Raw genomic sequence first — 25,369 nt, 5'->3', positions numbered from 1 at the left:
GTCTACTGACCGGCGGTCACTCGGTTGCGACCCTGGTCAGTTGAGGGCGGGAAGGCCGTTGGGGATGACGCCGCCGGCGTACAGGCTGGCCGCGAGCTCCTGCGTGGCGGTCAGCGCGACGCGCTGCGGGAGCGGTCCGTACGAGATGCGGGCGACGCCCAGCTTCTCGTACTCGGACGCGGCGAGCGTGCCCGGGAGTCCGATCACGCTGAGCTTGCCCTCGCCGAGCCCGTCGACGAGCTGGCGCGTGGTGTTCGCGTCGAGCATCCCGGGGACGAAGACGGCGGTGGCTCCTGCATCGAGGAACGCGCGGCCGCGCTGGATGGCATCCGCGACGCTCTCGGCGACAGGCCGGTGCCCGGCGCGCACGAACGCGTCGGTGCGTGCGTTGAGCGCGAAGGGGACGCCCTCAGCCTCGGCGGCCTTGACGATCGCCTCGACGGCGGCGACGGACTCGTCGAAGGGCTTGAGGCGATCCTCCACGTTCGCGCCCACGACGCCGGCGCCGATCGCGAGGCGGGTGGTCTCCCCCGCGTCGCCGTAGCCGTCGTCCAGGTCCGCGGTCACGGGAACGGACACGGATGCCGCGATGCGTCCGACCATGTCGATCATGATGTCGCGCGGGATCGTGCCGTCCTCGTAGCCGAACGAGGCCGCGATGCCGTGCCCGGCCGTCGCGATCGCCTTCGTCTCGGGGAGCATCGCGACCGCCTTGGCGGAAACGACGTCCCATACGTTCACGACCCGGAGGATCTCCGGGGCTTCGTACAGTCCGATGAGGGTCTGGGCCTTCGCAGCAGTGGTCATGCTCCCACGCTAACGCGCTCGATCCGGCCGCGGGCCGGACGGGGCGGCAAGTCCTCGGTTCACGGGATGCCGTCTGATGCGTCGGGACGAGCCCAGCGCGCTCTTGTTCCGGGATGCCGATGTTCTCGCTCGACGTCATGGTTTTCGGCCCTGATCTGGACTCGAAATGTCCGAGGTCGGTGATGTGATGCGGGTATGACAGCACTCATGGACGCGACGATCGAGCAGGTGGGGGCGCTCGGCGCGGTCACCGAGATGCTCGTCTCCGTCGAGCGGACGATCGGTTCCCTGCTCGCCGCGCGTGACGGTCTTCTGGCCCTGGGATCGCGCCTCGCGGTCGAGACGGCGGAGCAGTCCGAGGCGCCGACCGCCGACGGCGTCGATCTGGCGATCCGCGCTGTCGCCGGGGAGTTCGGCGCTGCCTTGCGAGTCAGTGACCGTACGCTCCAACGGCGGATGCTGGACGCCGAGCTCCTCGTCACGCGCTTCCCGCGAGTGTGGCGCGCCCAGGGAGCCGGGCTCATCAGTGCCGCGCATGCCAGGATCATCGTCGATGCCGGCACACACCTCGATGACGAGACCCGGCGCGTGGAGTACTCGGAGCGGATGGTCGCGTTCGCACGAACGGAGTCCGCCAACCGCGTCGGGCGCGAGGCGCGACGGGTCGCCGACCGCCTCCAGCCGCGCACCGTCGACGCTCGTCATGCGGACGCACGCCACGAGCGTCGAGTGTGGGTGAAGAACCGCGCCGACGGGATGGCCGAGCTCAGCATCTTCGGTCCGGCCGCACTCGTGCACGGCGCATTCGATCGGGTCACGGCGATGGCGAAGGCAGCAGCGGCCGGCGGCGAAGCGGTCGAATGCGCGCATCGTCCTCCCGACGGCCGGACGTTGGGCCAGACCCGCTGCGACATCGCTCTCGACCTGCTTCTCACCGGTGCCCCGGCGGGGCACGACACGACTGACGGGATGCTCTCCGCTATCACGCCCTCCGTCTCCGTCACCGTTCCCGTCATGACCCTGCTCGGGTCGGGCACCGTCCCCGCCGAACTGAACGGCTGCGTCCCGATCGATGGCCGCACCGCCCGGCTCCTCGCCGGCTCCGCTGCGGGATGGGATCGGATCCTCACCCACCCGGTCAGCGCGGCAGTGCTCGCGGTGGACCGGTACCGGCCATCCGCCGAGCTGCGACGTCATCTGACAGCGCGAGACAGCCGATGTCGGTTCCCCACCTGCGGGTATGCCGCCCGCGACTGCGATCTTGACCACACCGAGGACCATGCGCTCGGCGGCACCACCGACGCCGACAACCTGGGTCACCTCTGCCGACGGCACCACGTGCTGAAGCACCGCACTCCGTGGCATGTCGAACACCTCGGCAATGGAGCATTCGCCTGGACCAGCCCCACCGGGCAGGTCTACATCGATCGACCGCCTGCCCAGAACGCCGCGACGTTCACCGAGGACGACATGCCGCCGCCATTCTGAGAATGAGACGGCCGTGAACGTGAGCCGGCCCTGACGCGAGCCGGCGCTGACGGGAACCGGCCCTCGCTTCGGCGGGAACCGGCCCTCGCTTCGGCGGGATCCGGCGAGGGCGACATAGTGTGGAGACATGCCTCAGCGCCGATCGCACGTCGCCCCCTCTGCCGCGCAGACCGAACTCGCTGCGGCGCTCGCGGAGCTGCGGGTGTCGCTCGACGCCCCCACCGAGTTTCCGGCTGCCGTGCTGGCCGAAGCCGAAGCCGCCGTCGCGCCCGAGCCTGACCCGGACCTTCGAGACATCCCGTTCGCCACGCTCGACCCCGTGGGATCCAGAGACCTGGATCAGGCGTTCCATCTCGAGCGCCGCGGCTCCGGTTACACCGTGCACTACGCGATCGCGGACGTGCCGAGTTTCGTCGTCGCCGGCGGTGAGGTCGACGCCGAAGCCCGCCGGCGAGGACAGACGCTGTATGCCGCCGATGGCACCATCCCTCTCCATCCGAAGGTGCTGAGCGAAGGCCGCGCCTCCCTTCTTCCCGATGTCGACCGGCCCGCGCTCGTGTGGACGTTCGCCCTCGACGCGACGGGTTCCGTCGAGGACTTCCGACTCGAGCGCGCACTGATCCGATCCCGGGCCCAGCTCGATTACGCGAGCGTGCAGGCGGCACTCGACCGCGGGGAGGACGGCCCCGCGGCGCTTCTGCCCGAGATCGGCGCGCTGAGGGTGGAGCAGGAGAAGCTCCGAGGTGGTGCGAGCCTCAATCTGCCCGATGAGGAGGTCGTGCGCACGCCCGACGGCGGCTACGCCATCGAACGGCGCCATCCTCTGCCCGTCGAGGAGTGGAACGCCCAGCTGTCACTCATGACGGGTATGGCCGCTGCGAGCCTGATGCTCGATGCACGAGTCGGCATCCTTCGGACGATGCCCCAGCCGGATGAGAAGTCGTTCGACGCCTTCCGCCACCAGACCGAGGCACTCGGCCGCCCGTGGACGAGCGGCCGGTACGGCGACTACCTGCGGAACCTGGATCGCACCGACCCGATGACCCTTCCCGTCCTCGAAGCCGCGGCATCCCTGTTCCGCGGAGCCGGGTACGTGACGTTCGACGGCACCGTCCCGAGCGATGCGGAGCAGGCGGCGATCGCGGCGCCCTATGCACACGCGACCGCTCCCCTGCGTCGGCTCGTCGACCGCTGGTCCCTGTCGATCTGCCTGGCTGCCTCCGAAGGCCGAGAGGTTCCGAGCTGGGCGCGCGATTCGCTGTCCGAGCTTCCCGGGCTGATGCAGGAATCGGGTCAGCGCGCGTCGCGACTGGACTCCGCGACGATCAACTGCGTCGAGGCCGCCCTGATGACCCCGCTCGTCGGCCAGACGGTCGACGCCACGGTGATCGAGATCCGAGGAGAACGGGCATCGGTCCAGCTCGCGACGCCCGCCGTGACAGCCTCGGCTCCGCTGCCCCAGGGCCCGGCACCCGGAGACGTCGTGAGCTTGCGGGTCCTGAGCGCCGACATCACGCGCGGCGAGATCGAGTTCGCCCTCTGACGTACGCTGTCGGCGTGGATCCACTCGCTCTGACAGAACGCTTCATCGACGCCCGCTGCCCGGGGGCCTCCGTCGCCGTCGTCGCAGGGAGCGCAGCGCGGGGCGAGCGCACAGCGACGAGCGACATCGACCTGCTGCTCATCGGCGAACAGCTCTTCCGCTCCGACGCTCAGAGCAGCGAGGCGTCGACGCACGAGTTCGAGGGTGAGATCTTCGAAGCCTTCGCGTACACCCCCGCGGGGTTCGCCGAATGGGCCGACCGCGGCGTGCAGCAGCGTCGCCCGGTGACGGTGCACATGCTGGTCGAAGGCACCCCCGTCCGCGACGACGGGACGCTCGCCGCGCTGCGCCATCGGTGGCGGCAGGTGCTCGACGCCGGCCCCACGCTGAGCGCACACGAGTCGGCCTTCCGCCGCTACGTCATCACCGACCTGCTCGACGACCTCCGCGACGCAACCGACCCGCTCGAACGCCACGTCGTGGCCTCGGTGCTCTTCGACAGGACAGCCGAGCTCATGCTGCTCGGCGAGCACAGATGGATCGCCACCGGCAAATGGCTGCCACGACGGCTCCGCGGTCTCAGCTCCGAACGAGCGGAGCGGCTGAGCAGTCCTCTTCTCGACGGTGACTACGCGGCCTTCGCCGATCGCGTCGATGCCGAACTCGTCCGCGCCGGTGGGCGGGTGCAGGGCGGCTTCGTGCGCTGACCCGCGTCAGACGGCGGGAACAGCCGTCGTCGTCATGACCAGCAGCTGAGGATCGGTGAGCTCGAGCGTCACCGAGATCGACACGAATTCAGCCAGAGACCGGACGTGTGTTCCCCCGCACAGGATCTCCGCCGTCCCTTCCGGAAGCTCGCAGTGCCAGCTGCGTCGATCCACGATCGTCGGTCCTTCGGTGACGATCCGGCTCGGAGCCGCGGACTCGACCCATGCCGACAGCTGAGCGTTGATCGCCGCTTCACGCTCAGGGAGAGTCACCGCGAAGCCCTCGGTGTCGAAACCCGCCTTGCGCAGACTCTTGCCGAGGCGGTACTCGTCGACCGCGCCGTCCTCGTGGATGCGGCTGGACTGGTTGGCCCGCGCTTCGAAGTTCGGGCTGCCCAGAGCATCCGTCCCTGGATCCTTGCGCCACAGATCCGCCAGCGCGCCATCGAGGGCGAGCGACGCGAGGTGGCAGGCGGTGTGGCCTCGGCTGAGGCCCGACCGCCGCGTCGGGTCCACCGTGAGTTCCACCCGAGCGCCCTCGATGAGGGCGGCGGGTGCCTCGCCGTCGAGTCGGTGCCCGACGAGCCACGTCCACCCGTCGGCACCGCGCTTGACGGGGATGTCATCCGCCACCGCGAAGGTCCCGTCATCCGCCACGGCGGCCATCACTGCCTCGGCCACACGGACTGTCGCGCCGTCGACCGAGATCTCGCCGCTGTCTCCGGGCTGGTCAGGCCAGGTGTGATCGACCGGATGGAAGGGCGTGGCGTCGACGACGACGACCGCACCGTCCGGCGTGAGGTCGACGCGCTGCACGGTGCTCGATCCGGAGACGGCTCCGTCGGCGAAGGACACTGTCGTGGACGGCATGGGACTCCTTGGGTGAGCTCGACGCGATCGGCGAGAGCGGTGGGACTTCGACCCCGCTCAGTGCGAGGGCGGGATGGTGAAGCTGGCGAGCGTGTCGCCGTCGATGACGAAGATGCCATCCGACTCGCCGGTGAACACACTGCTGGTCCACGCGAATCGGATGCGCGTGGTGCCGCCGTCCGAGGTCGCGCGGAGCACCGTCATCCTCGCACCGGCGCCGATCGCATCGGTCTCGGCCCACGAGCGGATGCCGTCGGGGCCGGCCTTCACCGTTCCCCAATCGCTGACGTACCCATCGGCGGAGAACGCGGCGACGAACGCCTCGGTGTCCGCAGCGTTGATCGCGTCGACCATCGCCTGAGCCGGCGTGGGAAGGAAGTGCTCGGACAACGTCGTCTCCTGTGTTCTTGGTCAGACCGTCTGGTGAGAGCCCGGAATGCGGGGCCTCAGACCGTGACGACCTGCGCGGTGCCGACCGGGGCCGCGGGGCCCATCTCGGCGGCGATACGGTTGGCCTCTTCGATCAGCGTGGCCACGATGTCGGCCTCGGGAACGGTCTTGATGACCTCGCCCTTGACGAAGATCTGGCCCTTGCCGTTGCCGGACGCGACGCCGAGGTCGGCCTCGCGCGCCTCCCCGGGACCGTTGACGACGCAGCCCATGACGGCCACGCGCAGCGGAACGGTCATGTCCTTGAGACCCTCGGTCACGTTCTCGGCGAGCGTGTAGACATCGACCTGCGCGCGACCGCACGACGGGCACGACACGATCTCGAGCTTGCGCTCACGGAGGTTCAGCGACTGCAGGATCTGATGCCCGACCTTCACCTCTTCGGCGGGCGGTGCGGACAGCGATACACGGATGGTGTCGCCGATCCCCTCACCGAGCAGGATGCCGAACGCCGTGGCGCTCTTGATCGTGCCCTGGAACGCGGGCCCTGCCTCGGTCACGCCGAGGTGCAGCGGCCAGTCGCCCCGCTCGGCGAGCTGGCGGTACGCCTTGACCATCACGATGGGGTCGTTGTGCTTGACGGAGATCTTGAAGTCGTGGAAGTCGTGCTCCTCGAACAGCGACGCCTCCCAGACGGCGCTCTCGACGAGTGCCTCTGCAGTGGCCTTGCCGTGCTTGGCGAGGATGCGGCGATCGAGGGACCCCGCGTTCACGCCGATGCGCAGCGAGACTCCGGCGGCCTTGGCGGCCTCGGCGATCTTGCCGACGTTGCCGTCGAACTCGCGGATGTTGCCCGGGTTCACGCGCACCGCGCCGCATCCGGCGTCGATGGCGGTGTAGATGTAGCGCGGCTGGAAGTGGATGTCGGCGATCACCGGGATCTGGCTCTTCATCGCGATGATCTTCAGCGCGTCGGCATCGTCCTGGTGAGGCACGGCGACACGGACGATCTCGCATCCGGATGCGGTCAGCTCCGCGATCTGCTGCAGGGTCGCGTTGATGTCCGTCGTCTTCGTCGTCGTCATCGACTGCACGGTGACGGGAGCGTCACCGCCGACGAGCACCTTGCCGACCTTGATCTGGCGAGACTTGCGGCGCGGGGCGAGGACTTCGGGGACTTTCGGCATCCCAAGATTCACTGCTGGCACCCCCTCAGCCTACGCCGCCTGGATGGGCGAGGGCTGGAAGCGCACGGGGCGGATCTCCGCGTCACGCGGCGGGTCCGGCCGCGGTCGGTGTGATAGTTTTCAGCCCATGCTCGCGAACTTCACCTGGTGGCCCGCCTCCTAGGCGGTGTGTTCGCGTTCCCACGAATCCAGACCGCCTCCGGGGCGGTCTTTTCGTTGAGCCGAGCCGGAGCCACGCACAGGAGACACCGATGACCCCCTCACGTCTTGCCGAGCTCACCGCCGACCCGTCCGCCTCCTTCGTGCTCATCGCCCGCGACGGCTCCGACACCGTCGAGCTGCTCACCGGCGACGTCGTCGACGTCGACCTGCTCGCCGACATCCCCCTGACGATCGACGGTGCTCCGCGCGAGATCTTCACGATGGTGCCCTACCGTCAGGTCCGCGAGCGCGGGTTCGTCGCCCAGGACGACGGCGCTCCCCTGCGATGCATCGTGGTGGACGAGCACCTCCACCTGCCGACCTCCGAGCTGCTGGCCGAGCTGCCGACCGCAGCGGTGCCCCTGCGCGACGGCGGGTTCGACATCGCGGACGAGGAGTACGCGGCCATCGTCGAGACCGTGATCGCCGACGAGATCGGCAGGGGCGAAGGCGCCAACTTCGTGATCCGTCGCGACTTCACCGCCGAGATCGATGTCGACGACCGCACGGCGGCCCTCACCTGGTTCCGTGCCCTGCTCACCCACGAGCGCGGCGCCTACTGGACGTTCGCCGTCGTGACGCCCGGCCACATCGCGGTCGGCGCGAGCCCCGAGGCGCACGTCGTGGCGCGCGGCGGCGTCGTGACCATGAACCCCATCTCCGGCACGTTCCGCCATCCCGCCGGCGGCGCCACGAAGGAGACGCTGGTCGAGTTCCTCTCCTCGACGAAGGAGACCGAGGAGCTCTTCATGGTCGTCGACGAGGAACTCAAGATGATGAGCGCCGTGTGCTCGGACGGCGGACGCATCACCGGCCCGCATCTCAAGGAGATGTCGCGCCTCACCCACACCGAGTACATGCTCAGGGGGCGCAGCGCGCTCGACCCTCGCGACATCCTCCGGGAGACGATGTTCGCGCCGACGGTCACCGGCTCGCCCATGCAGAACGCCTGTGCCGTGATCCGCAGGCACGAGCGCAAGCCGCGGGGGTACTACTCCGGCGTCGCCGCACTGTTCACACCGAACGCGGAGGGCGGGCACGACCTCGACGCCCCGATCCTGATCCGCACCGTCTACCTCCAGGACGGCTCGCTCAGCGTGCCCGTCGGGGCGACGCTGGTCCGGCACTCCGATCCGCACGGCGAGGTCTCCGAGACCCATGGCAAGGCCGCCGGAGTGCTGGGAGCCATCGGAGCGATCGACCGCGATGACGCGGCCGAGGCCCGGGAGGATGCGGATGCCCCGGCCGCCCCGCAGTCCCTCGCCGCTGACCCCACGGTCGCGGCTCTCCTGGCGTCCCGCAACGGACGGCTCGCCGACTTCTGGCTGAACCCGCAGGGCGACGGCTTCACCGGTCCGTTCTCCGGAGCATCCGCGATCGTCGTCGACGCCGAGGACCGCTTCACCACGATGCTCGCGCACCAGCTGCGCCACCTCGGACTCGACGTCACGATCAGGGCGTGGAGCCACGTCGATGACGCGGAGCTCGACTCCGCTGATCTCGTGGTCGCGGGGCCGGGCCCCGGAGACCCCCGGGACGTCGAGAGCGAGCGGATCGCTCGCATGCGTCAGGTCGTGTCGCGGCGCATCGAGGCACGAGCGCCACTGCTCGCCGTATGCCTGAGCCACCAGATCCTCAGCCACAGGCTCGGCATCGACCTCGTGCCCCTGGATGCGCCGCACCAGGGTCTGCAGAAGGCGGTGCCAGTGTTCGGCGAGGACGCCTCCATCGGCTTCTACAACACCTTCACCGCCCGGGTCGCCCCCGGTTCGGCGAGGGCGGAGACAGCCGAGGTCTCGGCGGATCCCGAGACGGGCGATGTCTACGCTCTCCGCGGCGAGCGCTTCGCCTCCGTGCAGGGCCACCTGGAGTCGATCCTGTCGCGCGACGGCATCCGCACCCTCGAGCGACTGGTCGCGCACGCCCTGGCTTGAGCGCGCCGAGCGGTGGAGCCTGTGAACGGCGGGCTCACCCGCCGAAGATGTTCACCGGGTTGAAGACGTCGGCGAGCAGCAGCAGCGCACCCATCGCGATCAGCAGGGTCGCCACGACCACGGTCAGCGGCACGAGCTTGGTCGCGTCGACCGGCGCGGGAGGCGGACGACGGAACAGCTTCGCCCAGGCTCGTCGGATGCCGTCCCACAGCGCGACCACGACGTGACCGCCGTCGAGGGGCAGCAGCGGGATCAGGTTGAACACGAACAGCGCGACGTTGAGCGAGCCGAGCAGGCCGAGCAGCACGGCGAAGCGGTTCAGGACGGGAGCGTCCGTGGCCGCCACCTCTCCCGCGATCCGACCCACGCCGACGACGCTCAGCGGTCCGTTGGGATCCCGCTCACCGCCGGTGACGAGAGAGACCCCGACATCCCAGATGCGCACCGGCAGGGTCAGGATCATCGAGCCGACGCGGGCGACCGTGTCGGCGGCCATCTGCGGGCCCGCACTCAGCGGCTGCTGCACGAAGCCCATCTGCGCGCCCATGCCGACGTAGCCGACCTCACGGACGACCGGCTGTCCGTCGTCGTCGAGAACGGGCTGACCGCTGGCATCCGTGATGGCTCGCTCGGCCTCGACCGGGGTGATGAGCAGCGTCTCCTCCTCACCGTCACGACGGACGACGAGGTCGAGGGACTCGCCCGGCGACGCCTGTACGATGGCCGTCGCCTCGGCGAAGGTCGTGACCGGCTCACCGCCGACGGACACCAGCACGTCTCCCGGCTTGATCCCGGCTTCGGCGGCCGGCGTCGCGGGATCATCCGGAGCGCACTCGGTCGCGGTCGAGTCGGCGGGAAGCACGCACTGGCTCACGGATGCGATCGTGGTGGTCCCCTGCTGCACGCCGATGCCGGACACGAGCACCGTGAAGATGATGACCGCGAGGATCAGGTTCATGAGCGGGCCGCCCAGCATCACCACGACCCGCTTCCAGACCGGAAGTCGATAGAAGACACGGTCTTCGGCACCCTCGGCGATCGTCTCGTCGTTGGCGGAGCGGGCATCCTGGACGAGCGCGCGGAACACGCCCTTCGCCGGTCCCGCAGTGGTGGATGCGGGATACATCCCCGACATCGAGATGAATCCGCCGAGTGGCAGCAGCTTGAAGCCGTACTCCGTCTCGCCGATGCGTCGGGACCAGAGCCGGGGTCCGAATCCGATCATGTACTGCCCGACGCGCACGCCGAACAGCTTCGCAGGCAGGAGGTGGCCGACCTCGTGCAGACCGATCGAGAGGCCGAGGCCGATCAGCATGAACACGATGCCACCCAGATAGAGCAGTGCTTCCACTCCCCCAAGGTAGTGCTCGCCGCCTAGGAATACGCCGGGGGCCGTGCCTGGCGCGCCGCCGCGGTCGCACTAGGCTGATTGCGTGACCACCCGCCAGCTGCGACTCCTGCGCGCGGCATCGGCGTCGTCGGTCGCGACGCTCCTCGCCGGGGTCTCGCACACGGTGGCGGGCGGTGCGGCACCGCATCCGCTGCTCCTCCTCGCCATGGCCGTGCTGCTCATCCCGTTCGCCGCGCTGCTCATCGGAGTGCGCGCATCGCGTGTCCGCGTCGCCGCGACCGTCGTGGTGAGCCAGAGCGCCTTCCACGTCGTGTTCCAGCTGCTCGGAGCACCGACCGGAACGACGGTGCTCTCGGGGCATCAGCACCATCTCGACCTGAGCATCCTCGGGCCCGTCTCCTCCGCCGCTGCACCCGACGCGGCGATGTTGCTGGCGCACCTCGCTGCGGCCATCCTGACCGTCGGCGTGCTCTGGCACGGCGAGGCGACGGTCCGCGCGATCGCCGGATGGGTGCAGGGACGGCTGCGTCGCGCCGTCTCCGTGCTCCAGGCGCGGTACGAGCGCCCCGCTCTTCCCGTCGCGCCTCTGCCGCTGCTGGTCAGCGCGGCACTCTCGTCCTCGGTGTCTCGCCGAGGTCCTCCTTCCGTCGCCTGATCCCCGCATCGCCTCGTCGCTTCACCAGATCGAGGAGGCGTCGACCATCCTTCCGCGGATGTCGCGCATTCTGCGCGCCCGCACAGCGACAATCAGGAGTTCCACCATGCGTACCCTCACCACCCGCCGCACCGTGACCACCGGGATCATCGGAGGCGCCGTCCTCGCGCTCGCGATCCCCATGATGGCCAGTGCCCACGTCAGCGTCAGCCCCGATGAGCTCGTCGCCGGAGACCACGGAGTACTGACCTTCTCCTTCGCCCACGGCTGCGACAACTCACCCACCACCTCGCTCAGGGTCACCATGCCCGAGGGGCTCGCCTCCGTCGCACCCACCATGGACAGCGACTGGACGATCGACATCGAGAAGGGCGACGACGGCCTCGTGAGCGCCGTCACCTACACCGCTGTCGCACCCGTGCCCAACGAGCTCCGCGGGGCCGTCAGCATGTCGGTGGGGCTCGACGAGAGCACCCCGGACACTCTCGCCTTCCCGGTGGTCCAGACCTGCGTCGAAGGCAGTACCGAGTGGACGCAGCTCGCCGAAGACGGCGAGGACCCGCACAGCCTCGACGCCCCGGCACCGGTCGTGAGCGTCGTCGCAGCCGCAGGCGGCGAGCACGGCGGGCACGATGCGACGGACGGCGCAGCAGACGGCGCGGATGCCGAAGACGCCGCAGACGCCGGCGACGCGCCCGACGCGCTCGCGACCGCTCTCGGCGCAGGCGGCCTCGTCGCCGGCATCGCCGCGCTGGTCGTCTCCGTCCTCGCCTACCGCCGCAGGGCCTGACGATCCGGCACGTCTCCTCGTTCGCGCGGCGGACGAGGAGACGTGCCGTACCTCGGCTCCCGTCGCAAGCCGTGAGAACATGGATGAGACATGTCGATTGAACAACAACCGAGCCTGCCTCCTGTGCTCCGCCCCGCGAACCCGCCCCGGCGTGAGCTGTCCGAACTCGCCTCTCGATTCGCTCGGGACGTCCGCGGCGAGGTGAACGGGATCGCCCTGACGGGGATCACCCTCGCCACCGCCGATCTTCGCCCCGGCGAGGCGTTCGTCGCGATCAGGGGCGTGAACCGCCACGGCGCCGACTTCGCGGTCACCGCCGCCGAGAAGGGCGCCGTCGCGATCATCACCGATGAAGCCGGCGCCGAGATCGCCGAGAGCGCGGGGCTCCCCGTCCTCGTGGTCGACGACCCGCGCGGTGTGCTCGGCGCACTGAGCGCCTGGGTCTACGGCACCGGCGCCGGCGAACCGCTGCCGCTGCTGTTCGCCACCACGGGCACCAACGGCAAGACGAGCGTGTCTCACCTGTTGGAAGGCATCCTCGACCAGCTCGGCGTCGTCACGGGGCTCTCCTCGACCGCGGAGCGGCACATCGCCGGCGAGGTCATCGTCTCGCGGCTCACCACTCCCGAAGCGTCCGAGATGCATGCCCTGCTCGCCCTGATGCGCGAGCGTGACGTCGAGGCGGTCGCCGTCGAGGTCAGCGCGCAGGCCCTGTCACGTCATCGTGTGGACGGCATCCGCTTCGACGTCGCCGGCTTCACCAACCTGAGCCATGACCACCTCGACGACTACGCCGACATGGAGGAGTACTTCGAGGCGAAGCTGCCGCTGTTCCGCCCGGATCGGGCCGTCCGGGGCGTCGTCTGCCTCGACTCCCCCTCGGGATCGGTCGTCGTGCAGCGCTCCGAGATCCCCGTCGTGACCGTCGGCACACCGTCGATCGCCGCCGACGCGGAAGCAGCCGCCGGCGCGGACTGGGTCGTCGTGATCGACGACGAGCGGACCTCCGGCACCACGTTCACCCTCACCGGTCCCGCAGGAACTCTGACCACCACGGTTCCCGTGATCGGACCCCACATGGCCGCGAATGCTGCGCTGGCCATCGTGATGCTCCTCGAGGGCGGGTACGCCTGGGAGCGCATCGTCTCCGCGCTGGACCGCGACGGCGGCATCCGCGCGCACCTTCCCGGACGCACGCAGCTCGTCTCCGGCGACACGGGCCCGTCCGTCTTCGTCGACTTCGGCCACTCGCCGGATGCCTTCGAGAAGACGCTCGCCGCGGTCCGCCGCGTCACCCCCGGCAAGGTGCTGATGCTGTTCGGCGCCGACGGCGACCGCGACGCCAGCAAGCGCTTCGACATGGCCCGCACCGCCGTCGAAGGCAGCGACATCCTGGTCGTCACGGACCACCACCCCCGGCACGAAGATCCCGACTCGATCAGGGCCACGCTCGTCGAGGGTGCCCGCAGAGCGCGTCCGGACGCGGAGATCCACGAGTTCTCGCCCCCGGAAGCGGCCATCGTGGCGGCTGTGGGACTGGTCGGCGACGGCGACTCGATCCTGTGGGCCGGGCCCGGGCACCAGGACTACCGCGACATCCGCGGTGTGCGCACGCCCTATTCGGCGCGCGAGCTCGCCCGCCGGGCTCTGCGCGCGGCAGGATGGCCGGTGCCGGACTCGAGCTGGCCCGTTCCCTACCCCGACGAGGACTGACTCTTCCCGCGCGAGGATGGGCCTGGCGTGCGTGCACAGGTCCGGGCGCTCGGGCCAAGCTGTCAGGCCTGAGCGATCACGCCTGTGCGATCAGCTGATCGGCCTTGCGCCGGGCCCACGCCTCGGCGTCCGCGAGCGACTCCACGGTGAGCGACGACGGCGGCTCGTGGGCGTCGACCACACGGGCGATCGTGTCGACGATGCCGAGGAACGGCAGCCGTCCCTCGTGGAACGCGTCCACCGCCTGCTCGTTCGCGGCGTTGTAGACGGCGGGGAACGTCGCTCCGGCACGTCCGACCGCCTTGGCGAGATCGACGGCGGGGAACGCCGCATCATCGAGCGGCTCGAAGGTCCACGAGGTCGCCTGCGTCCAGTCGAGCGGGCGACCGACGCCGCCGACGCGGTTCGGCCAATCGAGTCCGAGCGAGATCGGCAGTCGCATGTCGGGCGGCGACGCCTGGGCGATCGTCGACCCGTCGATGAACTCCACCATCGAGTGCACGATCGACTGCGGATGCACGACCACCTCGATGTCGTCGTAGGCGATGTCGAACAGCAGATGCGCCTCGATGACCTCGAGCCCTTTGTTCACCAGCGTCGCGGAGTTCGTCGTGACCATGCGGCCCATGTCCCAGGTCGGGTGCGCGAGGGCCTCGGAGGGGCTGACCTGCTGCATCTCCTCACGAGAGCGGCCGCGGAAGGGCCCGCCCGACGCGGTCACGACCAGGCGGCGGACCTCTGCGTGGGTGCCGCTGCGCAGTGCCTGCGCGAGGGCGGAATGCTCCGAATCGACCGGGACGATCTGGTCGCGGGCAGCGGCAGCGAGCACCAGCTCGCCACCGACGATGAGGGATTCCTTGTTCGCCAGCGCCAGGGTGCGACCCGATTCGAGCGCAGCCAGAGTGGAGCCCAGCCCGATGGATCCGGTGATCGCGTTGAGGACGACATCCGCCTCGACGTCGCGCACCAGCTGCTCCGCCTCGACCGCGCCCAGGGCGGTGTGCTCGACCTGGAAGGTCTCCGCCTGCTCGGCGACCATCTCGGCGTTCGACCCCGCGGCGAGGCCGACGAGCTCGAAGCGCCTCGGATTCGCCCTGATGACGTCGAGCGCCTGGGTGCCGATGGAACCGGTGGAGCCGAGGACGATGATGCGACGCATGCCGCCAGCCTATGGCGTCGTCCTCGGGCGGTCCTACTCGGCCTGCTCGACCGGCGTGGTGCCGAGGATGTCGACGACGAACGTCAGGTTCTCGCCCACGAGGTCCGTCTCGTTGATCTCGCCCTCGCCGTAGCCGTCCTTCGGCGGCATCGTGACGATGACCTGGGAGCCGACCTTCTGCCCCTCGAGCGCCATCTTGAAGCCCGTCACGACGCCACTGGTCTGGAACTGCGACGGTGCCGCATCCCGGCTCCAGGTCGAGTCGAACTCGCTGCCGTCGGACCACTTCACGCCGCGGTACTGGACCGTGACGAGGTCTCCGGCTCCGACCGTGGCGCCATCGCCCTGCTTGAGGACGGCGACCTCGGTCTCCGTAGGTGCATCGGCATCCGGAAGGGTGATCTTCGGCGAACCGGCGTCATCGAGCTCGACCTTCGGCATCCCCTCTTCCGGGTCGACGTCGGAGCCCGTGGCGGTCGTCGGGAGCTCCTCGATCGTCTCGACGTAGAGGATGCTCGGGTGCGAGCCCTCCTGCGCGGCGGGAAGAGTCAGCACGACGCTCGAGCCGATGGGGAGGCACTCGGCGGCGACCGTGAACACCGTCGACTGCGTCGGGTCGACGATCTGCTGCGGCTGCTGCACGGGCAGCAGAGCGGGCAGAACGCCGTCCACTCCCCGCTCCGACGTGCTCAGCACCTCGTTGGTCGTGGCGTCCACGAGCTGGTAGCGCAGCGACACGAGGTCGCCGGGTGCCACGTCGTCACCATCGCCCTCGACGATCACCGACCGCTCGGCCTCGGCGATCTCGGTGCCCTCGGGCACGGTGACCTTCGCCGCGGCCCCCTCGCCCTCGACGGAGACCGCGTCGGAGCCGGCGCCGGACTTGAGGTCGGCGAGACAGGAGCTCTGCGCGGATGCGTCAGGACTGTCGGTCGGCTCCGGAGTCGCGCCACCGGAGCATCCCGCCAGCAGAAGGGTCGCCGCAGCGACAGTGGACAGGACGAGCAGGGGACGCGTGCGCACAGTGAGACCTCAGGATCGCGGGCAGGACACCCCATCATCTCGCATACCCCTTTGTCGATGCTGGGAGGCGCGCTCAGGCGCTTCATTCCCGACTCGGCATGGAACCGGGGGTAACCTGCTCTGATGACGTCAGAGCAGTCCGCGGAGCCCGAAACTCCGCCAGCAGAGACTCAGCAGCCTCGTCACGCCGGTTTCGCGTACTCCCTCGGACGCGGCCTGATCACGCCACTGGCCCGCACGATCTACCGACCCCGCATCGAGGGCAGGGAGAACGTGCCTCTCGACGGTCCGGTCATCTTCGCGAGCAACCACCTCTCGTTCATCGATTCGATCGCGATCCCGGTCGCAGCCCCCCGGCCGGTGCACTTCCTCGCGAAGTCGAGCTACTTCGAGGGCACGGGGTTCAGCGGCTGGCTGAGCAAGACCTTCTTCGAGTCCATCGGAGCGATCCCCGTGCGCCGAGGAGCCGGCCAGGCCGCGCTCGACGCGCTGGACGTGCAGCGCAAGCTCCTCGAGGAAGGGCTCGCCGTCGCGCTGTACCCGGAGGGCACGCGGTCGACCGACGGACGTCTCTACAAGGGGCGCACGGGGGTGGCCTTCCTCGCCCTGCAGACCGGAGCTCCCGTCGTGCCGGTCGGACTGATCGGCACCGACAAGGTGATGCCGGTGGGCGCGAAGATGCCCACCCTGAAAGAGCGCATCACCGTCCGTTTCGGCACGCCTCTCGACCTGTCGCCGCACGGCCCCGCGTCCAGCGGCCGCGCCCGGCGCCAGGCCACCGACGAGATCATGGCCGCGATCCACGCGCTGTCCGGTCAGGAGTTGGCCGACGCCTACAACGAGGCTCCTGCGCAGGGCACGATCGAGAAGATCAAGCAGGCGCTGCCGCACGAGCGCCGCTGACGCACGAGCGCCGCTGACGCAGGCAGGGATCTGCTGACGGAGGTCAGTCGGTCGCCACGCGCCGGTCAGTCCGTCGCCGCTCGCACGGTCACCTCGTGACGCACCGGGAAGTTCATCGAGTTGGCGATGAAGCACCAGTCGTGCGCCTGGGCATGCGCTCGCTCTGCCGCCTCGATCATCGACGACTCGGCGACGACGACCTCGGGGCGCAGCATCACCTCGACGAACGCGCCTCCGCCCGTGCCGTCCTCACGCATCGTCCCGGACGCCGTGTCGCGGTAGGAGACCACGACGACCCCCGCGGTCACGCAGGCATGCAGGTACGACAGGAGGTGGCATTCCGAGAGCGAAGCCAGCAGGAGGTCCTCCGGGTTCCAGCGGGACGGGTCTCCACGGAAGGGCTTGTCGGCGGAGGCGAGGATCTCGGGCTTCCCCTCGACCTCGAGCGTGACGTCGCGTCGATACTCGCGATATCCGCTCGTCCCCGTACCCGAGTTGCCGGTCCACGTGGACGTGAGCGCGTAGCGGTGCTCTCCGAGGGGCGCTGATCGATCTGCCATGCCCCCAGTCTGCCAGCCGCCGAGTCCCCGCCGGCGATCGCCCGACCGCCGACGACGATATCCTGGGGAGGTGCTGGAGACTCTGACTGTGCAGGATGCCGTGGAACTCGCCGTCGTCGAGCGGAGCGGATTCGTCGAATCCCGCCACGCGGGAGCGGCTGTCGTGCTCTCCCCCGACGGTGACGTCGTCGCCCGATACGGGAACGTGGATGCGCTGGTGCTGCCGCGCTCGAGCCTGAAGCCGCTGCAGGCGGTGGCCTGCATCACGGCCGGCGCGTCCCTGGAAGGTGAGCAGCTGGCGATGTCGACGGCCAGCCACTCCGGTACGGACCGTCATGCGTCGACCGTGCGGAACGTGCTCACCGAGGGCGGGCTCACGGAGGACGACCTGGCGTGCCCGCCTGCCTGGCCGAGCGACACCGCGGCGCGGGATGAGCTGGTGCGAGAGCACGGAGCCCAGACCCGCATCCGGATGAACTGCTCGGGAAAGCATGCCGCGATGCTGCGGGCGTGCGTCGCCACCGGCTGGCCCACGGACGGGTACCTCGATCCGGCCCACCCTCTGCAGGTGCACATCCGCGACGTGGTCGAGCGGCTGACCGGTGAGAAGGTCGCGCACACCGCGATCGACGGATGCGGCGCCCCTGTCTACGCCCTCACCCTCACGGGCCTCGCGCGAGCCATCCATCGGATCGGCGCCGCCTCGGACCGCTCCCCCTTCGCTCTGCACCGTGTCGCCGGCTCCCTGGTGAAGGCCGTCAAGGAGAACCCCTGGACGATCGACGGCCCCGGGCGCCCCGACACCATCGCCATCGAGAAGCTCGGCGTCTTCGCGAAGGGCGGTGCGGAAGGCGTGATGGTCATGGTCGGCCCTGATGGCACCACGGTCGCCCTGAAGATGCTCGACGGCGCAGCCCGTGCGACGACGATCGTCGCGGCGACGCTGCTGGCCCGCGCCGGTGCGCTGAGCGATGCGGACGTCGCGTCCCTCGCCGACGCGCTGTCCCTCGAAGTGCTCGGAGGCGGCGCAGAGGTCGGCCGCATCCGCGTCAGCGCGAGCCTCTGACAGATCGCCGACCGGCGCGGGGTGCTCACCGCGCGCTGAGTGCCGGAAGCACGACTCTGCGGGGACCGGCGTCGGCCAGGATGGACCACGCTCTGCCCGCGTTCGGGCGCGCGTACGGGGGCACCTCCCGGACGCCGGCCAGCTGTCGCAGGTCGCCCGGGCTCTCGACGCGGATGAGGATCTCCCCCTCGGCTCTGACGCGTTGCCACAGTGACCAGCTGCGGTGCCATGACTCGGCGTCGCCGACGAGCAACACCGGTCGGGTGCCGTCGGGGATCTCGCTCCCGTCGGACAGCGTCCGGACATAGCACTCCGGATACGCAGATGCGAGCAGAGCCGCGACCGCGGAAGCTCCTGCGGTCACCAGGCCTGTGAGCGTGGCATGCGGCCGCCAGTGTGCGACGCCCCTCGCGCGGGAACGCCCGCGGAGCGGAGCGATGCCCGGTGCATCCTCCCCGGGCACCCACGCCACCTGCACCTCGCGATCCCGCACTCTCATCCGGCCCGGCGGGCGCGCCGGATCGAAGCCGGCGGAGTCTCCCCCTGCGCCGAGGTGATCGACTCGGCTCGCCATCCGCAGCAGCCCCCGTTCGGGGAGCATCTCGAGGATCCGACCCGCTGCGCCGCCTGCGCGAGTCGCTGTGAGCACGAAGGTCGTGCCGGACGCCGCGCGCAGGGTCTGCTCCCACAGCCGAGCCAGGTGCTGGGCATGCTCTGCCGGCAGACCTCCGAGCTGAGCGTCGATGTCATCGCACACCACCAGTGCGGGGAGCGGGCGGCTGCCGTCTGCGAGCGCCGTGACGGTGTCCCACGCGCCCTCGAGGTCGCGCGGGATTCGCACGACGCTCGGACTCTGCGCGGTGAGGGCACGCACGACGGCCGTCCGCCCCGAGCCGGGGCCACCGATCACCGCGATCCCCCGGTCGGTGCCGACGGCGATGGTCTCGAGCGGCTGCCTCTGATGTTCCGGCTCGTCCGCGAGGCCGAGCACCAGCCGGTCGTCCTGGGTGCCGTCCCGGAGGGCGACGAGCGGAACGATGCGGGGAAGCGCCGGCAGCCACGGACTCTGCGGCGGCACGCTCTGCCGCCACTGCTCGGCGATGCCGGCCCTGTCCGATGCCGTGGTCATCCCCACGCGCATCAGGACGGCGTCGGCGTCCTGTGGGCGGCGTACCAGGGCGAGGCCGCGCGAGCCGAGACCGCCGGGGAGGTCGGCCGCCGCATCGCTGCCGATCACGAATCGACTGTCGGACGCTTCGGAGACGCGCAGGCTCAGGCGGAGCGGGCAGTTGGCCGCGAGGGCTTCACGAACCACGCCGGCGGCACGCTGGGTACCGAGGATCAGGTGCATCCCCAGCGCCCGCCCCCTCGCCGCGATGTCGGTGAACACCGCTCCGAGGTCGGGATGCTCCTGCAGGAGTGCCGCGAACTCGTCGACGACGATGACGAGACGCACGAGTCCCACCTCTCGCACATCCCGCGCGCCGGCGGCGGCGAGGATCCCCTCCCGTCGACGCAGCTCAGCGGTCAGGCTCGACACGCCGCGTCTGGCGCCGTGCTCATCGAGATCGGTGATCACCGCCGCGACCTGGGGCAGGGACCTGAGCGGTTCGAAGGCCGTCCCGCCTTTGAAGTCCGCGAGCACGAAGCTCACCTGCTCGGGGCCGTATCGCGAGGCGATCGCCGTCACCCACGACACCAGGAGCTCGCTCTTGCCGCTGCCTGTCGTGCCGGTCACGAGAGCGTGCGGTCCGTCATCGACGATGTCGAGCACCACATCACGTCCCTCCGCTCGACCGATCGCCGCCGACAGACCGTGCGAAGGGACCCGCGAAGCGATCTCGTCGAGGTCGGCCAGACGCACGAGATCAGGGATCCGATCCCCGTCTTCAGCCTCCGATGTCCGGGCGGCGGCCACTGCCACCGCCTGGGCGTATGACAGACACTCGACGGTGAGTGCGACAACGCCCCGCGGCGTGCGCATCCGCGCACTGTGCGGCTCGAGGACGTCGATGACGGTCGTGATGCCCTCCGGCACGGCCGCGTCCCGCTCGAGGGCCCAGAGCACCGCGTCGGCGGGCGGGCGAGGGCTGCCGCCATGCGCGAGTCCGACGCGGAACGCGCCCCGGCGCAGCACCGCCGCCTGCGGGAGAGCGGCCACGCCCCACTCATCGAGCCCCTCTCCGACGAGGGCGATCTGAGCTGCGCCGAACTTCAGACTCATCTGCACGACGAGCGCGCGTACGACCGAGGCGACCACCGGCCTGCCCCCGCGCACCGCGATCCCGCCGCCGAATGCGACCGACACCGGGATCGCGTCGATCACCGCGCACCGCCGCCGGAACTCGCCGCCGCGTTCGTCGTCGCCTCCGGCGACGCGGATCCCGCTCTGCCCCGGCCCGCTGCCCACCACGACCTCGGTGGTCGCGTCGACAGGCTCGGCACCGCGCAACGGTGGCTCAGCGAGCGCGGTCGCCGCATCAGGATGTCGGTGCCAACGCACCCGGCGCTCGTCATCGTGCAGCCGTGCGAGCTGCTCCTCCGCCGACGTCCACGCCGCGGCGTTCTCGTCCCGTGCACGCCGGTGCGCGGAGCGACGCGACCGCGCTCCGTCTATCAGCGAGGCGAGGATCATCAGCGGACCCAGCGCGGCGAAGCACAGCGACAGGAGCGATCCCGTCACCATCCAGAGCACGACCCCGGCGGCGACCGGCACGAGCGCTGCGACGAACGGAGTGGGAGGCCTGCGCGGGGCGGCGACCGGAGAAGGCAGGGTGATCGACGGGGAATCCATGCCGATCAGTCGACACCATCCGCGCTGCTTCGCGGGTGCCGTCCACAGCGGGGAGGAGCTATTCGGCTTCCGGCTCGTCTGTGGAGGAAGGCTCTTCCGCGATCTGCACGATCACGAGCGTCACATTGTCACGACCGCCGTTCTCGAGCGCGGCTGCGAGCATCGCCTCCACGGCCGCGCCGGGATCCGCGTTCTCGCGCAGGAAGTGCTGGATGCCGTAGTCGGTCAGCTCCTTGGTGAGGCCGTCCGAGCAGATCACGAAGCGGTCGCCGACCCGCACGTCGAGGGTGACGTAGTCGGGGGCCGTGAGCTCGCTGGCACCGACCGCGCGCGTGATGACGTTGCTGTAGGGGTGCCCCTCGGCCTCTTCCGGGCTGATCTTGCCCGCGGCGATGAGCTCCTGCACGACGGAGTGATCCGTGGTGACCTGGACCAGACGGTCATCGCGCAGGAGATAGACCCGGGAATCGCCGATGTTGAGCGCGGCCCAATGCGGCTCGTCGTCCTCGTACTCGAGGAACACACCGGTCAACGTGGTGCCGGTGCCCTCGTCGGTGGTCTCGGGGTGGTCCGCGATGTCTCCGACGGCGAGTTCCAGCGCACCCTGGATGGCTCCCCGCTCGACCGATCCCGAAGCGACGACGGCTTCGAGGCGCTTGACCGTGCTCTGGCTGGCGATCTCGCCGCCCGCATGACCGCCCATGCCGTCCGCCACGATGAAGAGCGGGTACTCGGCGAAGAACGCGTCCTGATTGGTCTCGCGGCGCCGGCCGACATCGGTGACACCAGCCCAGGACAGCACCAGCCGTCGCTGCGCCACCGTGACGCTGCGCGTCTTCGTCGTCGTGTCAGACACTCGTAGCCTCCGAAATTCCCGTGCGTCGGGCCGCCCCGGGATACTCACACATCGTAGTGGACACCACGACGCTCACACTCGCGCCGCGGGGTCGTCGGGCAGAGGGAAGAGCGCATCGATCGTCGCCGAGTCGTCGGCATCGGGCCGCCACACGCTTCCGGCCTCCGCGTTCGCCTCGACCTGCTCGGGCGAGGTGGCTCCGGCGATGACACTGGAGACCGCCGGGTTCGCGAGCAGCCAACCGAACGCCGCCTGCAGCATCGTGATCCCACGGTCTTCGCAGAACACCGCGAACTGCTCCAGCGCGGCCCACGGGGCATCCTCCCAGACGTGGCGACGACTGGACATGATCCTGCTCGACGAGGGGCCGCCCTCGCGGGTGAACTTCCCCGTCAGCAGCCCGTTGTGCAGCGGGAAGTACGGGAAGAAGCCGAGGCCGTAGCGCTGCACGGCGGGGAGCACCTCGCGCTCTGCGGCGCGCGCCAGCAGGGAGTAGTGGTTCTGCGCCGAGACGAAGCGTCCCGTGTGCCGTTCCCTGGCGGTGAACTCCGCCTCGGCGATCTGCCAGCCGGTGAAGTTCGAGTGCCCGTAGTACCGGATCTTGCCTTCGCGCACCAGCTCGTCCAGCGCATCGATCGTCTCGGCGACCGGGGTGTCGGCGTCCGGCAGATGCAGCTGATACAGGTCGATCCAGTCGGTGCGCAGGCGTCGGAGGGACTCCTCGACGGCGCGGCGGACGTAGCGGCGCGACCCGCGCGCGGCCGGGAAGTCGTATCCCATGTCGCGCTCGTGGCCGAATTTGGTGGCGAGGACGACGCGATCGCGCCGCCCGTCCAGTGCCTGCCCCATCAGCGTCTCGCTGGTGCCGGCCGTGGCGCCGTACATGTCGGCGGTGTCGAGGAGGGTGATGCCGTTCGCGATCGCCGCGTCGATCACCGCCCGCGTTCCCTCGAGCGTCTCGGTCGCCGTTCCCGTGCGTCCGAAGTTGTTGCACCCGAGGCCGGTGGCAGAGACGAGAAGGCCGGAGGCCCCTACCCGGCGGTGAGAGGTGAGCATGCATCCACGCTATCGGGTTCCGGAGACAGCACAGAGCCCCCGACCGAGGTCGGGGGCTCTGTGTCACATCATCAGGCCGGAGGCTGAGTGGGGTTCGTCGGCGGAGCCGGCGGAGCTGCTGGGGGTGCCGGCGGAACCTGCGGAGCTGCCGGAGGAGCCGTCGGGGGCGCCGTGGGGGGCTCGCCGGGAGCACCGGGAGCCGAAGGACCGGCGGGCGGCGCGTAGCCGGGCTGTGCGGGCGGTGCGTAGCCGGGCTGGGCCGGAGGCGCGTACCCCTGCGGGGCCGGAGGTGCATAGCCCTGCTGCGGTGCACCGTAGCCCTGGGGCGCGCCGTAAGCGGGACCGGCGGCCGGACGCGGCTGGACGGGGATGCCCTGCCAGACCGTGCGGTCCGCGAGGAAGCCGTTGTTCGCCCACGAAGCCGGAGCGATGTTCGGGTTCCAGCGCGACTTGTCGAAGGCGTTGATGCCGAGCCAGACGAGCGAGAGGAAGATGTAGAGGACGACCCAGACGGAGTCCTTCTGCAGCTTGAGCCCCACGCGCCAGGCGGCGAGGACGGCGACGATCGCGAAGCCGATCCCGACCAGCCATCCGAGCACCGGAATCCAGGTCAGCAGGCTCGCGAAGACGAGCCAGGGGTTCACGTCGCCGAGCTTGAAGAAGATCATGAAGTTGTAGTACGGAACCCAGGCGCGCCACTTGCCCTCGACTCCGGCCTTCTCGAAGATCTTCATGAGGAACAGGGCGCTGAGGACGTAGCCGGCGACCGCGATGATGAAGATGAAGACGCCGTAGATCAGCCAGAAGGCGGCTGCTGCGGCCCCGCCTCCGTCGTAGTTATACGATGACGCGATTGCCGCGCTGACGTCGCCGATAAGTGAGAACATGAACCCCTCCGGATCCGATGGAGCAGACGCCTTGCGCGCCGCGACACCAACCATATCGGTGTGCCGATATTCGGGGCAACGACACACGCGGGGAGAAATCCCCACGTGTCATCCACGTCATTCCGCGACGACGAGCTCGATCACGCCGGGCTCGGATGCATCCCGGAGAACGATTCCCCGCGAGTCCGCCCACGTCCGCAACGTCCGCACCGAGCGCACCCGGGGGCGGTCCTCGGCGAGAGCGCGCGTGAGCAGCCCCTTCGACTTCTTGTTGAAGTGGTTGAGCGCCTTGCCGTGCTCGGTGACCACCCGGACGTAGACGGACGGGACGGATGACGGAACCGGCCCGAGGGCCACGTAGGCCTCGCTGCGGAGGTCGAGGACGAACACCGGATCCTCGTCCGCGATCGCAGCGGTGGTCGCCTCCGCCCAGTGGCGACGCAACGCCGGGAGTCCCGGCAGTGAGGTGCCGGCGGCCAGACGGTAGGCCGGGAGCGGATCGAGTGCGGCCACCGGGCCGAGCGGCGCCGAGTGGATCCACACGTGAGAGGCGAGCCACCGTCTCGACGCCGCGCTGAGGGTCGAGGCGTCCAGCGCGTCGAACAGCACGCCGGTGTAGCGGTCGACGGCGGGCATCGTCGGGGCGGAGCGGAGCATCCGATTGTGCGCGATGTCGCCCGCCTGCTTCGGACTCAGCTTCAGCACCGAACGGGCGGTCTCCTCATCCCCTGCAAGATCGACGAGGGCGTCGATCACGGCTCGTCGCCGATCAGCGAGGGTGGTCAGTGCGAGGGCGTCGACGTCGAGCGGAGCACCGTCTCCCCCCGGACGCTTCGTCTCGGACGGCGGCAGCAGGATCTTCATGGGACCTCGGGGATGCAGACACGTCCGCCCCGACACCGAACGGTGCCGAGGCGGACGTGAGGAAGAACAGATCAGGCGATGAGCGCGGCGTTCCCGGCCACGATCGTCAGGACGTCGCCCTCCATCGAGAGGAAGCCGTCCTGCGCGTTGGCGAGCACCTTCGTGCCATCCGTCTGCGTGATGCGGACCTGGCCCTCGGCGAGGATCGCCAGGACCGGCTCGTGGCCGGTCATGAAGCCGATCTCACCCTCGACGGTCTTGGCGACCACGAGGCTCGCCTCTCCCGTCCAGACCTCCGCATCCGCGGAGACGAGGCTGACGTGCAATGCCATGGTCAGCCGTTCTCCTTCTGGATCTTGGCCCACTGCTCTTCGACGTCGGAGATGCCACCGACGTTGAAGAACGCCTGCTCGGCGACGTGGTCGAAGTCACCGCGGGTGATCGCATCGAACGACTCGATGGTCTCCTTGAGCGGGACGGTCGAACCCTCGACACCCGTGAACTTCTTGGCCATGTAGGTGTTCTGCGAGAGGAACTGCTGGATGCGACGTGCACGAGACACGAC

Annotated in this window: 23 protein-coding genes and 1 pseudogene; 9 read left to right on the top strand and 15 right to left on the bottom strand. The window is 69.9% G+C overall.

Going from position 1 to position 25,369, the window contains the following annotated elements; translation table 11 throughout:
- Positions 1–36 precede the first annotated feature (36 nt).
- Positions 37–807, bottom strand: a complete 771-nt coding sequence (locus ACESK8_RS15320; RefSeq protein WP_372969397.1) for an isocitrate lyase/phosphoenolpyruvate mutase family protein — start codon at positions 805–807, stop codon at positions 37–39.
- 195 nt (positions 808–1,002) lie between these two features.
- Between ACESK8_RS15320 and ACESK8_RS15315 the strand changes: the two genes are divergently transcribed.
- From ACESK8_RS15315 to ACESK8_RS15305, 3 genes are all read left to right on the top strand, one after another.
- Entirely contained in the window at positions 1,003–2,295 is a 1,293-nt protein-coding gene (locus ACESK8_RS15315; protein ID WP_372969396.1) for a DUF222 domain-containing protein, read from the top strand.
- Positions 2,296–2,422: 127 nt separating this feature from the next.
- On the top strand, positions 2,423–3,838 hold the full coding sequence (locus tag ACESK8_RS15310; RefSeq protein ID WP_372969395.1) for an RNB domain-containing ribonuclease: 1,416 nt from the start codon (positions 2,423–2,425) through the stop codon (positions 3,836–3,838).
- A 14-nt stretch (positions 3,839–3,852) separates the two neighbouring features.
- Entirely contained in the window at positions 3,853–4,545 is a 693-nt protein-coding gene (locus ACESK8_RS15305; RefSeq protein WP_372969394.1) for a nucleotidyltransferase domain-containing protein, read from the top strand.
- A 6-nt stretch (positions 4,546–4,551) separates the two neighbouring features.
- Here ACESK8_RS15305 and ACESK8_RS15300 read toward each other — a convergent pair whose 3' ends face one another.
- Genes ACESK8_RS15300 through ispG form a run of 3 tightly spaced genes read right to left on the bottom strand, consistent with a single transcriptional unit; the run spans position 4,552 to position 7,013 of the window.
- Complete coding sequence (locus ACESK8_RS15300) at positions 4,552–5,415, bottom strand: hypothetical protein (RefSeq protein WP_372969393.1); 864 nt, start codon at positions 5,413–5,415, stop codon at positions 4,552–4,554.
- Positions 5,416–5,472: 57 nt separating this feature from the next.
- Positions 5,473–5,805, bottom strand: a complete 333-nt coding sequence (locus ACESK8_RS15295; protein ID WP_372969392.1) for a nuclear transport factor 2 family protein — start codon at positions 5,803–5,805, stop codon at positions 5,473–5,475.
- A gap of 56 nt (positions 5,806–5,861) precedes the next feature.
- The gene (ispG, locus tag ACESK8_RS15290) at positions 5,862–7,013 is read right to left on the bottom strand and encodes a flavodoxin-dependent (E)-4-hydroxy-3-methylbut-2-enyl-diphosphate synthase (RefSeq protein WP_372969391.1); all 1,152 of its coding nucleotides are present in this window, start codon (positions 7,011–7,013) and stop codon (positions 5,862–5,864) included.
- A 230-nt stretch (positions 7,014–7,243) separates the two neighbouring features.
- On the opposite strand from ispG, the gene ACESK8_RS15285 reads away from it, so the two are divergent.
- Positions 7,244–9,127: a chorismate-binding protein gene (locus ACESK8_RS15285; protein WP_372969390.1), complete on the top strand. Its 1,884-nt coding sequence runs from the start codon at positions 7,244–7,246 to the stop codon at positions 9,125–9,127.
- 34 nt (positions 9,128–9,161) lie between these two features.
- On the opposite strand, the gene ACESK8_RS15280 is transcribed toward ACESK8_RS15285, so the two are convergent.
- The gene (locus ACESK8_RS15280; RefSeq protein ID WP_372969389.1) at positions 9,162–10,478 is read right to left on the bottom strand and encodes an RIP metalloprotease; all 1,317 of its coding nucleotides are present in this window, start codon (positions 10,476–10,478) and stop codon (positions 9,162–9,164) included.
- An 82-nt stretch (positions 10,479–10,560) separates the two neighbouring features.
- Between ACESK8_RS15280 and ACESK8_RS15275 the strand changes: the two genes are divergently transcribed.
- The 3 genes from ACESK8_RS15275 (at position 10,561) to ACESK8_RS15265 (ending at position 13,636) form a co-directional block, all read left to right on the top strand.
- Positions 10,561–11,133 (top strand): hypothetical protein, encoded by a 573-nt coding sequence (locus ACESK8_RS15275; protein WP_372969388.1) that lies wholly within the window; start codon positions 10,561–10,563, stop codon positions 11,131–11,133.
- Between the two features lie 106 nt (positions 11,134–11,239).
- The gene (locus ACESK8_RS15270) at positions 11,240–11,923 is read left to right on the top strand and encodes a YcnI family protein (protein WP_372969387.1); all 684 of its coding nucleotides are present in this window, start codon (positions 11,240–11,242) and stop codon (positions 11,921–11,923) included.
- 90 nt (positions 11,924–12,013) lie between these two features.
- A complete protein-coding gene (locus tag ACESK8_RS15265; RefSeq protein ID WP_372969386.1) occupies positions 12,014–13,636 on the top strand; it encodes a Mur ligase family protein in 1,623 nt (540 codons plus the stop codon).
- 76 nt (positions 13,637–13,712) lie between these two features.
- On the opposite strand, the gene dxr is transcribed toward ACESK8_RS15265, so the two are convergent.
- Positions 13,713–14,795 (bottom strand): 1-deoxy-D-xylulose-5-phosphate reductoisomerase, encoded by a 1,083-nt coding sequence (gene dxr, locus ACESK8_RS15260; protein ID WP_372969385.1) that lies wholly within the window; start codon positions 14,793–14,795, stop codon positions 13,713–13,715.
- A 33-nt stretch (positions 14,796–14,828) separates the two neighbouring features.
- Positions 14,829–15,818 carry an FKBP-type peptidyl-prolyl cis-trans isomerase gene (locus tag ACESK8_RS15255; protein WP_372969384.1) on the bottom strand — a complete coding sequence of 330 codons (990 nt, stop codon included), beginning with the start codon at positions 15,816–15,818 and terminating at the stop codon, positions 14,829–14,831.
- A 123-nt stretch (positions 15,819–15,941) separates the two neighbouring features.
- On the opposite strand from ACESK8_RS15255, the gene ACESK8_RS15250 reads away from it, so the two are divergent.
- On the top strand, positions 15,942–16,721 hold the full coding sequence (locus ACESK8_RS15250; protein WP_372969383.1) for a lysophospholipid acyltransferase family protein: 780 nt from the start codon (positions 15,942–15,944) through the stop codon (positions 16,719–16,721).
- A 65-nt stretch (positions 16,722–16,786) separates the two neighbouring features.
- On the opposite strand, the gene ACESK8_RS15245 is transcribed toward ACESK8_RS15250, so the two are convergent.
- Positions 16,787–17,281 carry an OsmC family protein gene (locus ACESK8_RS15245; protein ID WP_372969382.1) on the bottom strand — a complete coding sequence of 165 codons (495 nt, stop codon included), beginning with the start codon at positions 17,279–17,281 and terminating at the stop codon, positions 16,787–16,789.
- A 70-nt stretch (positions 17,282–17,351) separates the two neighbouring features.
- Here ACESK8_RS15245 and ACESK8_RS15240 point away from each other — a divergent pair, with 70 nt between their 5' ends.
- The gene (locus ACESK8_RS15240) at positions 17,352–18,347 is read left to right on the top strand and encodes an asparaginase (RefSeq protein WP_372969381.1); all 996 of its coding nucleotides are present in this window, start codon (positions 17,352–17,354) and stop codon (positions 18,345–18,347) included.
- A gap of 25 nt (positions 18,348–18,372) precedes the next feature.
- Here ACESK8_RS15240 and ACESK8_RS15235 read toward each other — a convergent pair whose 3' ends face one another.
- The 7 genes and pseudogenes from ACESK8_RS15235 to ACESK8_RS15205 all read right to left on the bottom strand — a co-directional run.
- Positions 18,373–21,141 carry an FtsK/SpoIIIE domain-containing protein gene (locus ACESK8_RS15235; RefSeq protein ID WP_372969380.1) on the bottom strand — a complete coding sequence of 923 codons (2,769 nt, stop codon included), beginning with the start codon at positions 21,139–21,141 and terminating at the stop codon, positions 18,373–18,375.
- A 58-nt stretch (positions 21,142–21,199) separates the two neighbouring features.
- Positions 21,200–21,997 (bottom strand): PP2C family serine/threonine-protein phosphatase, encoded by a 798-nt coding sequence (locus tag ACESK8_RS15230; protein WP_372969379.1) that lies wholly within the window; start codon positions 21,995–21,997, stop codon positions 21,200–21,202.
- A 72-nt stretch (positions 21,998–22,069) separates the two neighbouring features.
- Positions 22,070–23,053, bottom strand: a complete 984-nt coding sequence (locus ACESK8_RS15225) for an aldo/keto reductase (RefSeq protein WP_372969378.1) — start codon at positions 23,051–23,053, stop codon at positions 22,070–22,072.
- Between the two features lie 71 nt (positions 23,054–23,124).
- Positions 23,125–23,940 (bottom strand): large exoprotein, encoded by an 816-nt coding sequence (locus ACESK8_RS15220; protein ID WP_372969377.1) that lies wholly within the window; start codon positions 23,938–23,940, stop codon positions 23,125–23,127.
- A gap of 117 nt (positions 23,941–24,057) precedes the next feature.
- Positions 24,058–24,804 (bottom strand): YaaA family protein, encoded by a 747-nt coding sequence (locus ACESK8_RS15215; RefSeq protein WP_372969376.1) that lies wholly within the window; start codon positions 24,802–24,804, stop codon positions 24,058–24,060.
- A 71-nt stretch (positions 24,805–24,875) separates the two neighbouring features.
- The gene (locus ACESK8_RS15210) at positions 24,876–25,136 is read right to left on the bottom strand and encodes a F0F1 ATP synthase subunit epsilon (RefSeq protein ID WP_042541845.1); all 261 of its coding nucleotides are present in this window, start codon (positions 25,134–25,136) and stop codon (positions 24,876–24,878) included.
- A 2-nt stretch (positions 25,137–25,138) separates the two neighbouring features.
- Positions 25,139–25,369 (bottom strand): annotated as a pseudogene (locus ACESK8_RS15205) (F0F1 ATP synthase subunit beta); the annotation flags it as partial.

It is taken from the genome of Microbacterium sp., from assembly GCF_041641055.1.
Lineage (GTDB): Bacteria > Actinomycetota > Actinomycetes > Actinomycetales > Microbacteriaceae > Microbacterium.
Note: the sequence above shows the minus strand (reverse complement) of the source record. Positions and strands in the feature narration are given on the sequence as shown.

What these genes read in the sequence shown, in the direction of transcription:
- ACESK8_RS15320 (WP_372969397.1), bottom strand. Translation starts at nt 807, where the DNA reads ATGACCACTGCTGCGAAGGCCCAGACCCTCATCGGACTGTACGAAGCC.
- ACESK8_RS15315 (WP_372969396.1), top strand. Translation starts at nt 1,003, where the DNA reads ATGACAGCACTCATGGACGCGACGATCGAGCAGGTGGGGGCGCTCGGC.
- ACESK8_RS15310 (WP_372969395.1), top strand. Translation starts at nt 2,423, where the DNA reads ATGCCTCAGCGCCGATCGCACGTCGCCCCCTCTGCCGCGCAGACCGAA.
- ACESK8_RS15300 (WP_372969393.1), bottom strand. Translation starts at nt 5,415, where the DNA reads ATGCCGTCCACGACAGTGTCCTTCGCCGACGGAGCCGTCTCCGGATCG.
- ACESK8_RS15285 (WP_372969390.1), top strand. Translation starts at nt 7,244, where the DNA reads ATGACCCCCTCACGTCTTGCCGAGCTCACCGCCGACCCGTCCGCCTCC.
- ACESK8_RS15270 (WP_372969387.1), top strand. Translation starts at nt 11,240, where the DNA reads ATGCGTACCCTCACCACCCGCCGCACCGTGACCACCGGGATCATCGGA.
- ACESK8_RS15265 (WP_372969386.1), top strand. Translation starts at nt 12,014, where the DNA reads ATGTCGATTGAACAACAACCGAGCCTGCCTCCTGTGCTCCGCCCCGCG.
- dxr (WP_372969385.1), bottom strand. Translation starts at nt 14,795, where the DNA reads ATGCGTCGCATCATCGTCCTCGGCTCCACCGGTTCCATCGGCACCCAG.
- ACESK8_RS15250 (WP_372969383.1), top strand. Translation starts at nt 15,942, where the DNA reads ATGACGTCAGAGCAGTCCGCGGAGCCCGAAACTCCGCCAGCAGAGACT.
- ACESK8_RS15245 (WP_372969382.1), bottom strand. Translation starts at nt 17,281, where the DNA reads ATGGCAGATCGATCAGCGCCCCTCGGAGAGCACCGCTACGCGCTCACG.
- ACESK8_RS15235 (WP_372969380.1), bottom strand. Translation starts at nt 21,141, where the DNA reads ATGGATTCCCCGTCGATCACCCTGCCTTCTCCGGTCGCCGCCCCGCGC.
- ACESK8_RS15225 (WP_372969378.1), bottom strand. Translation starts at nt 23,053, where the DNA reads ATGCTCACCTCTCACCGCCGGGTAGGGGCCTCCGGCCTTCTCGTCTCT.
- ACESK8_RS15220 (WP_372969377.1), bottom strand. Translation starts at nt 23,940, where the DNA reads ATGTTCTCACTTATCGGCGACGTCAGCGCGGCAATCGCGTCATCGTAT.
- ACESK8_RS15215 (WP_372969376.1), bottom strand. Translation starts at nt 24,804, where the DNA reads ATGAAGATCCTGCTGCCGCCGTCCGAGACGAAGCGTCCGGGGGGAGAC.
- ACESK8_RS15210 (WP_042541845.1), bottom strand. Translation starts at nt 25,136, where the DNA reads ATGGCATTGCACGTCAGCCTCGTCTCCGCGGATGCGGAGGTCTGGACG.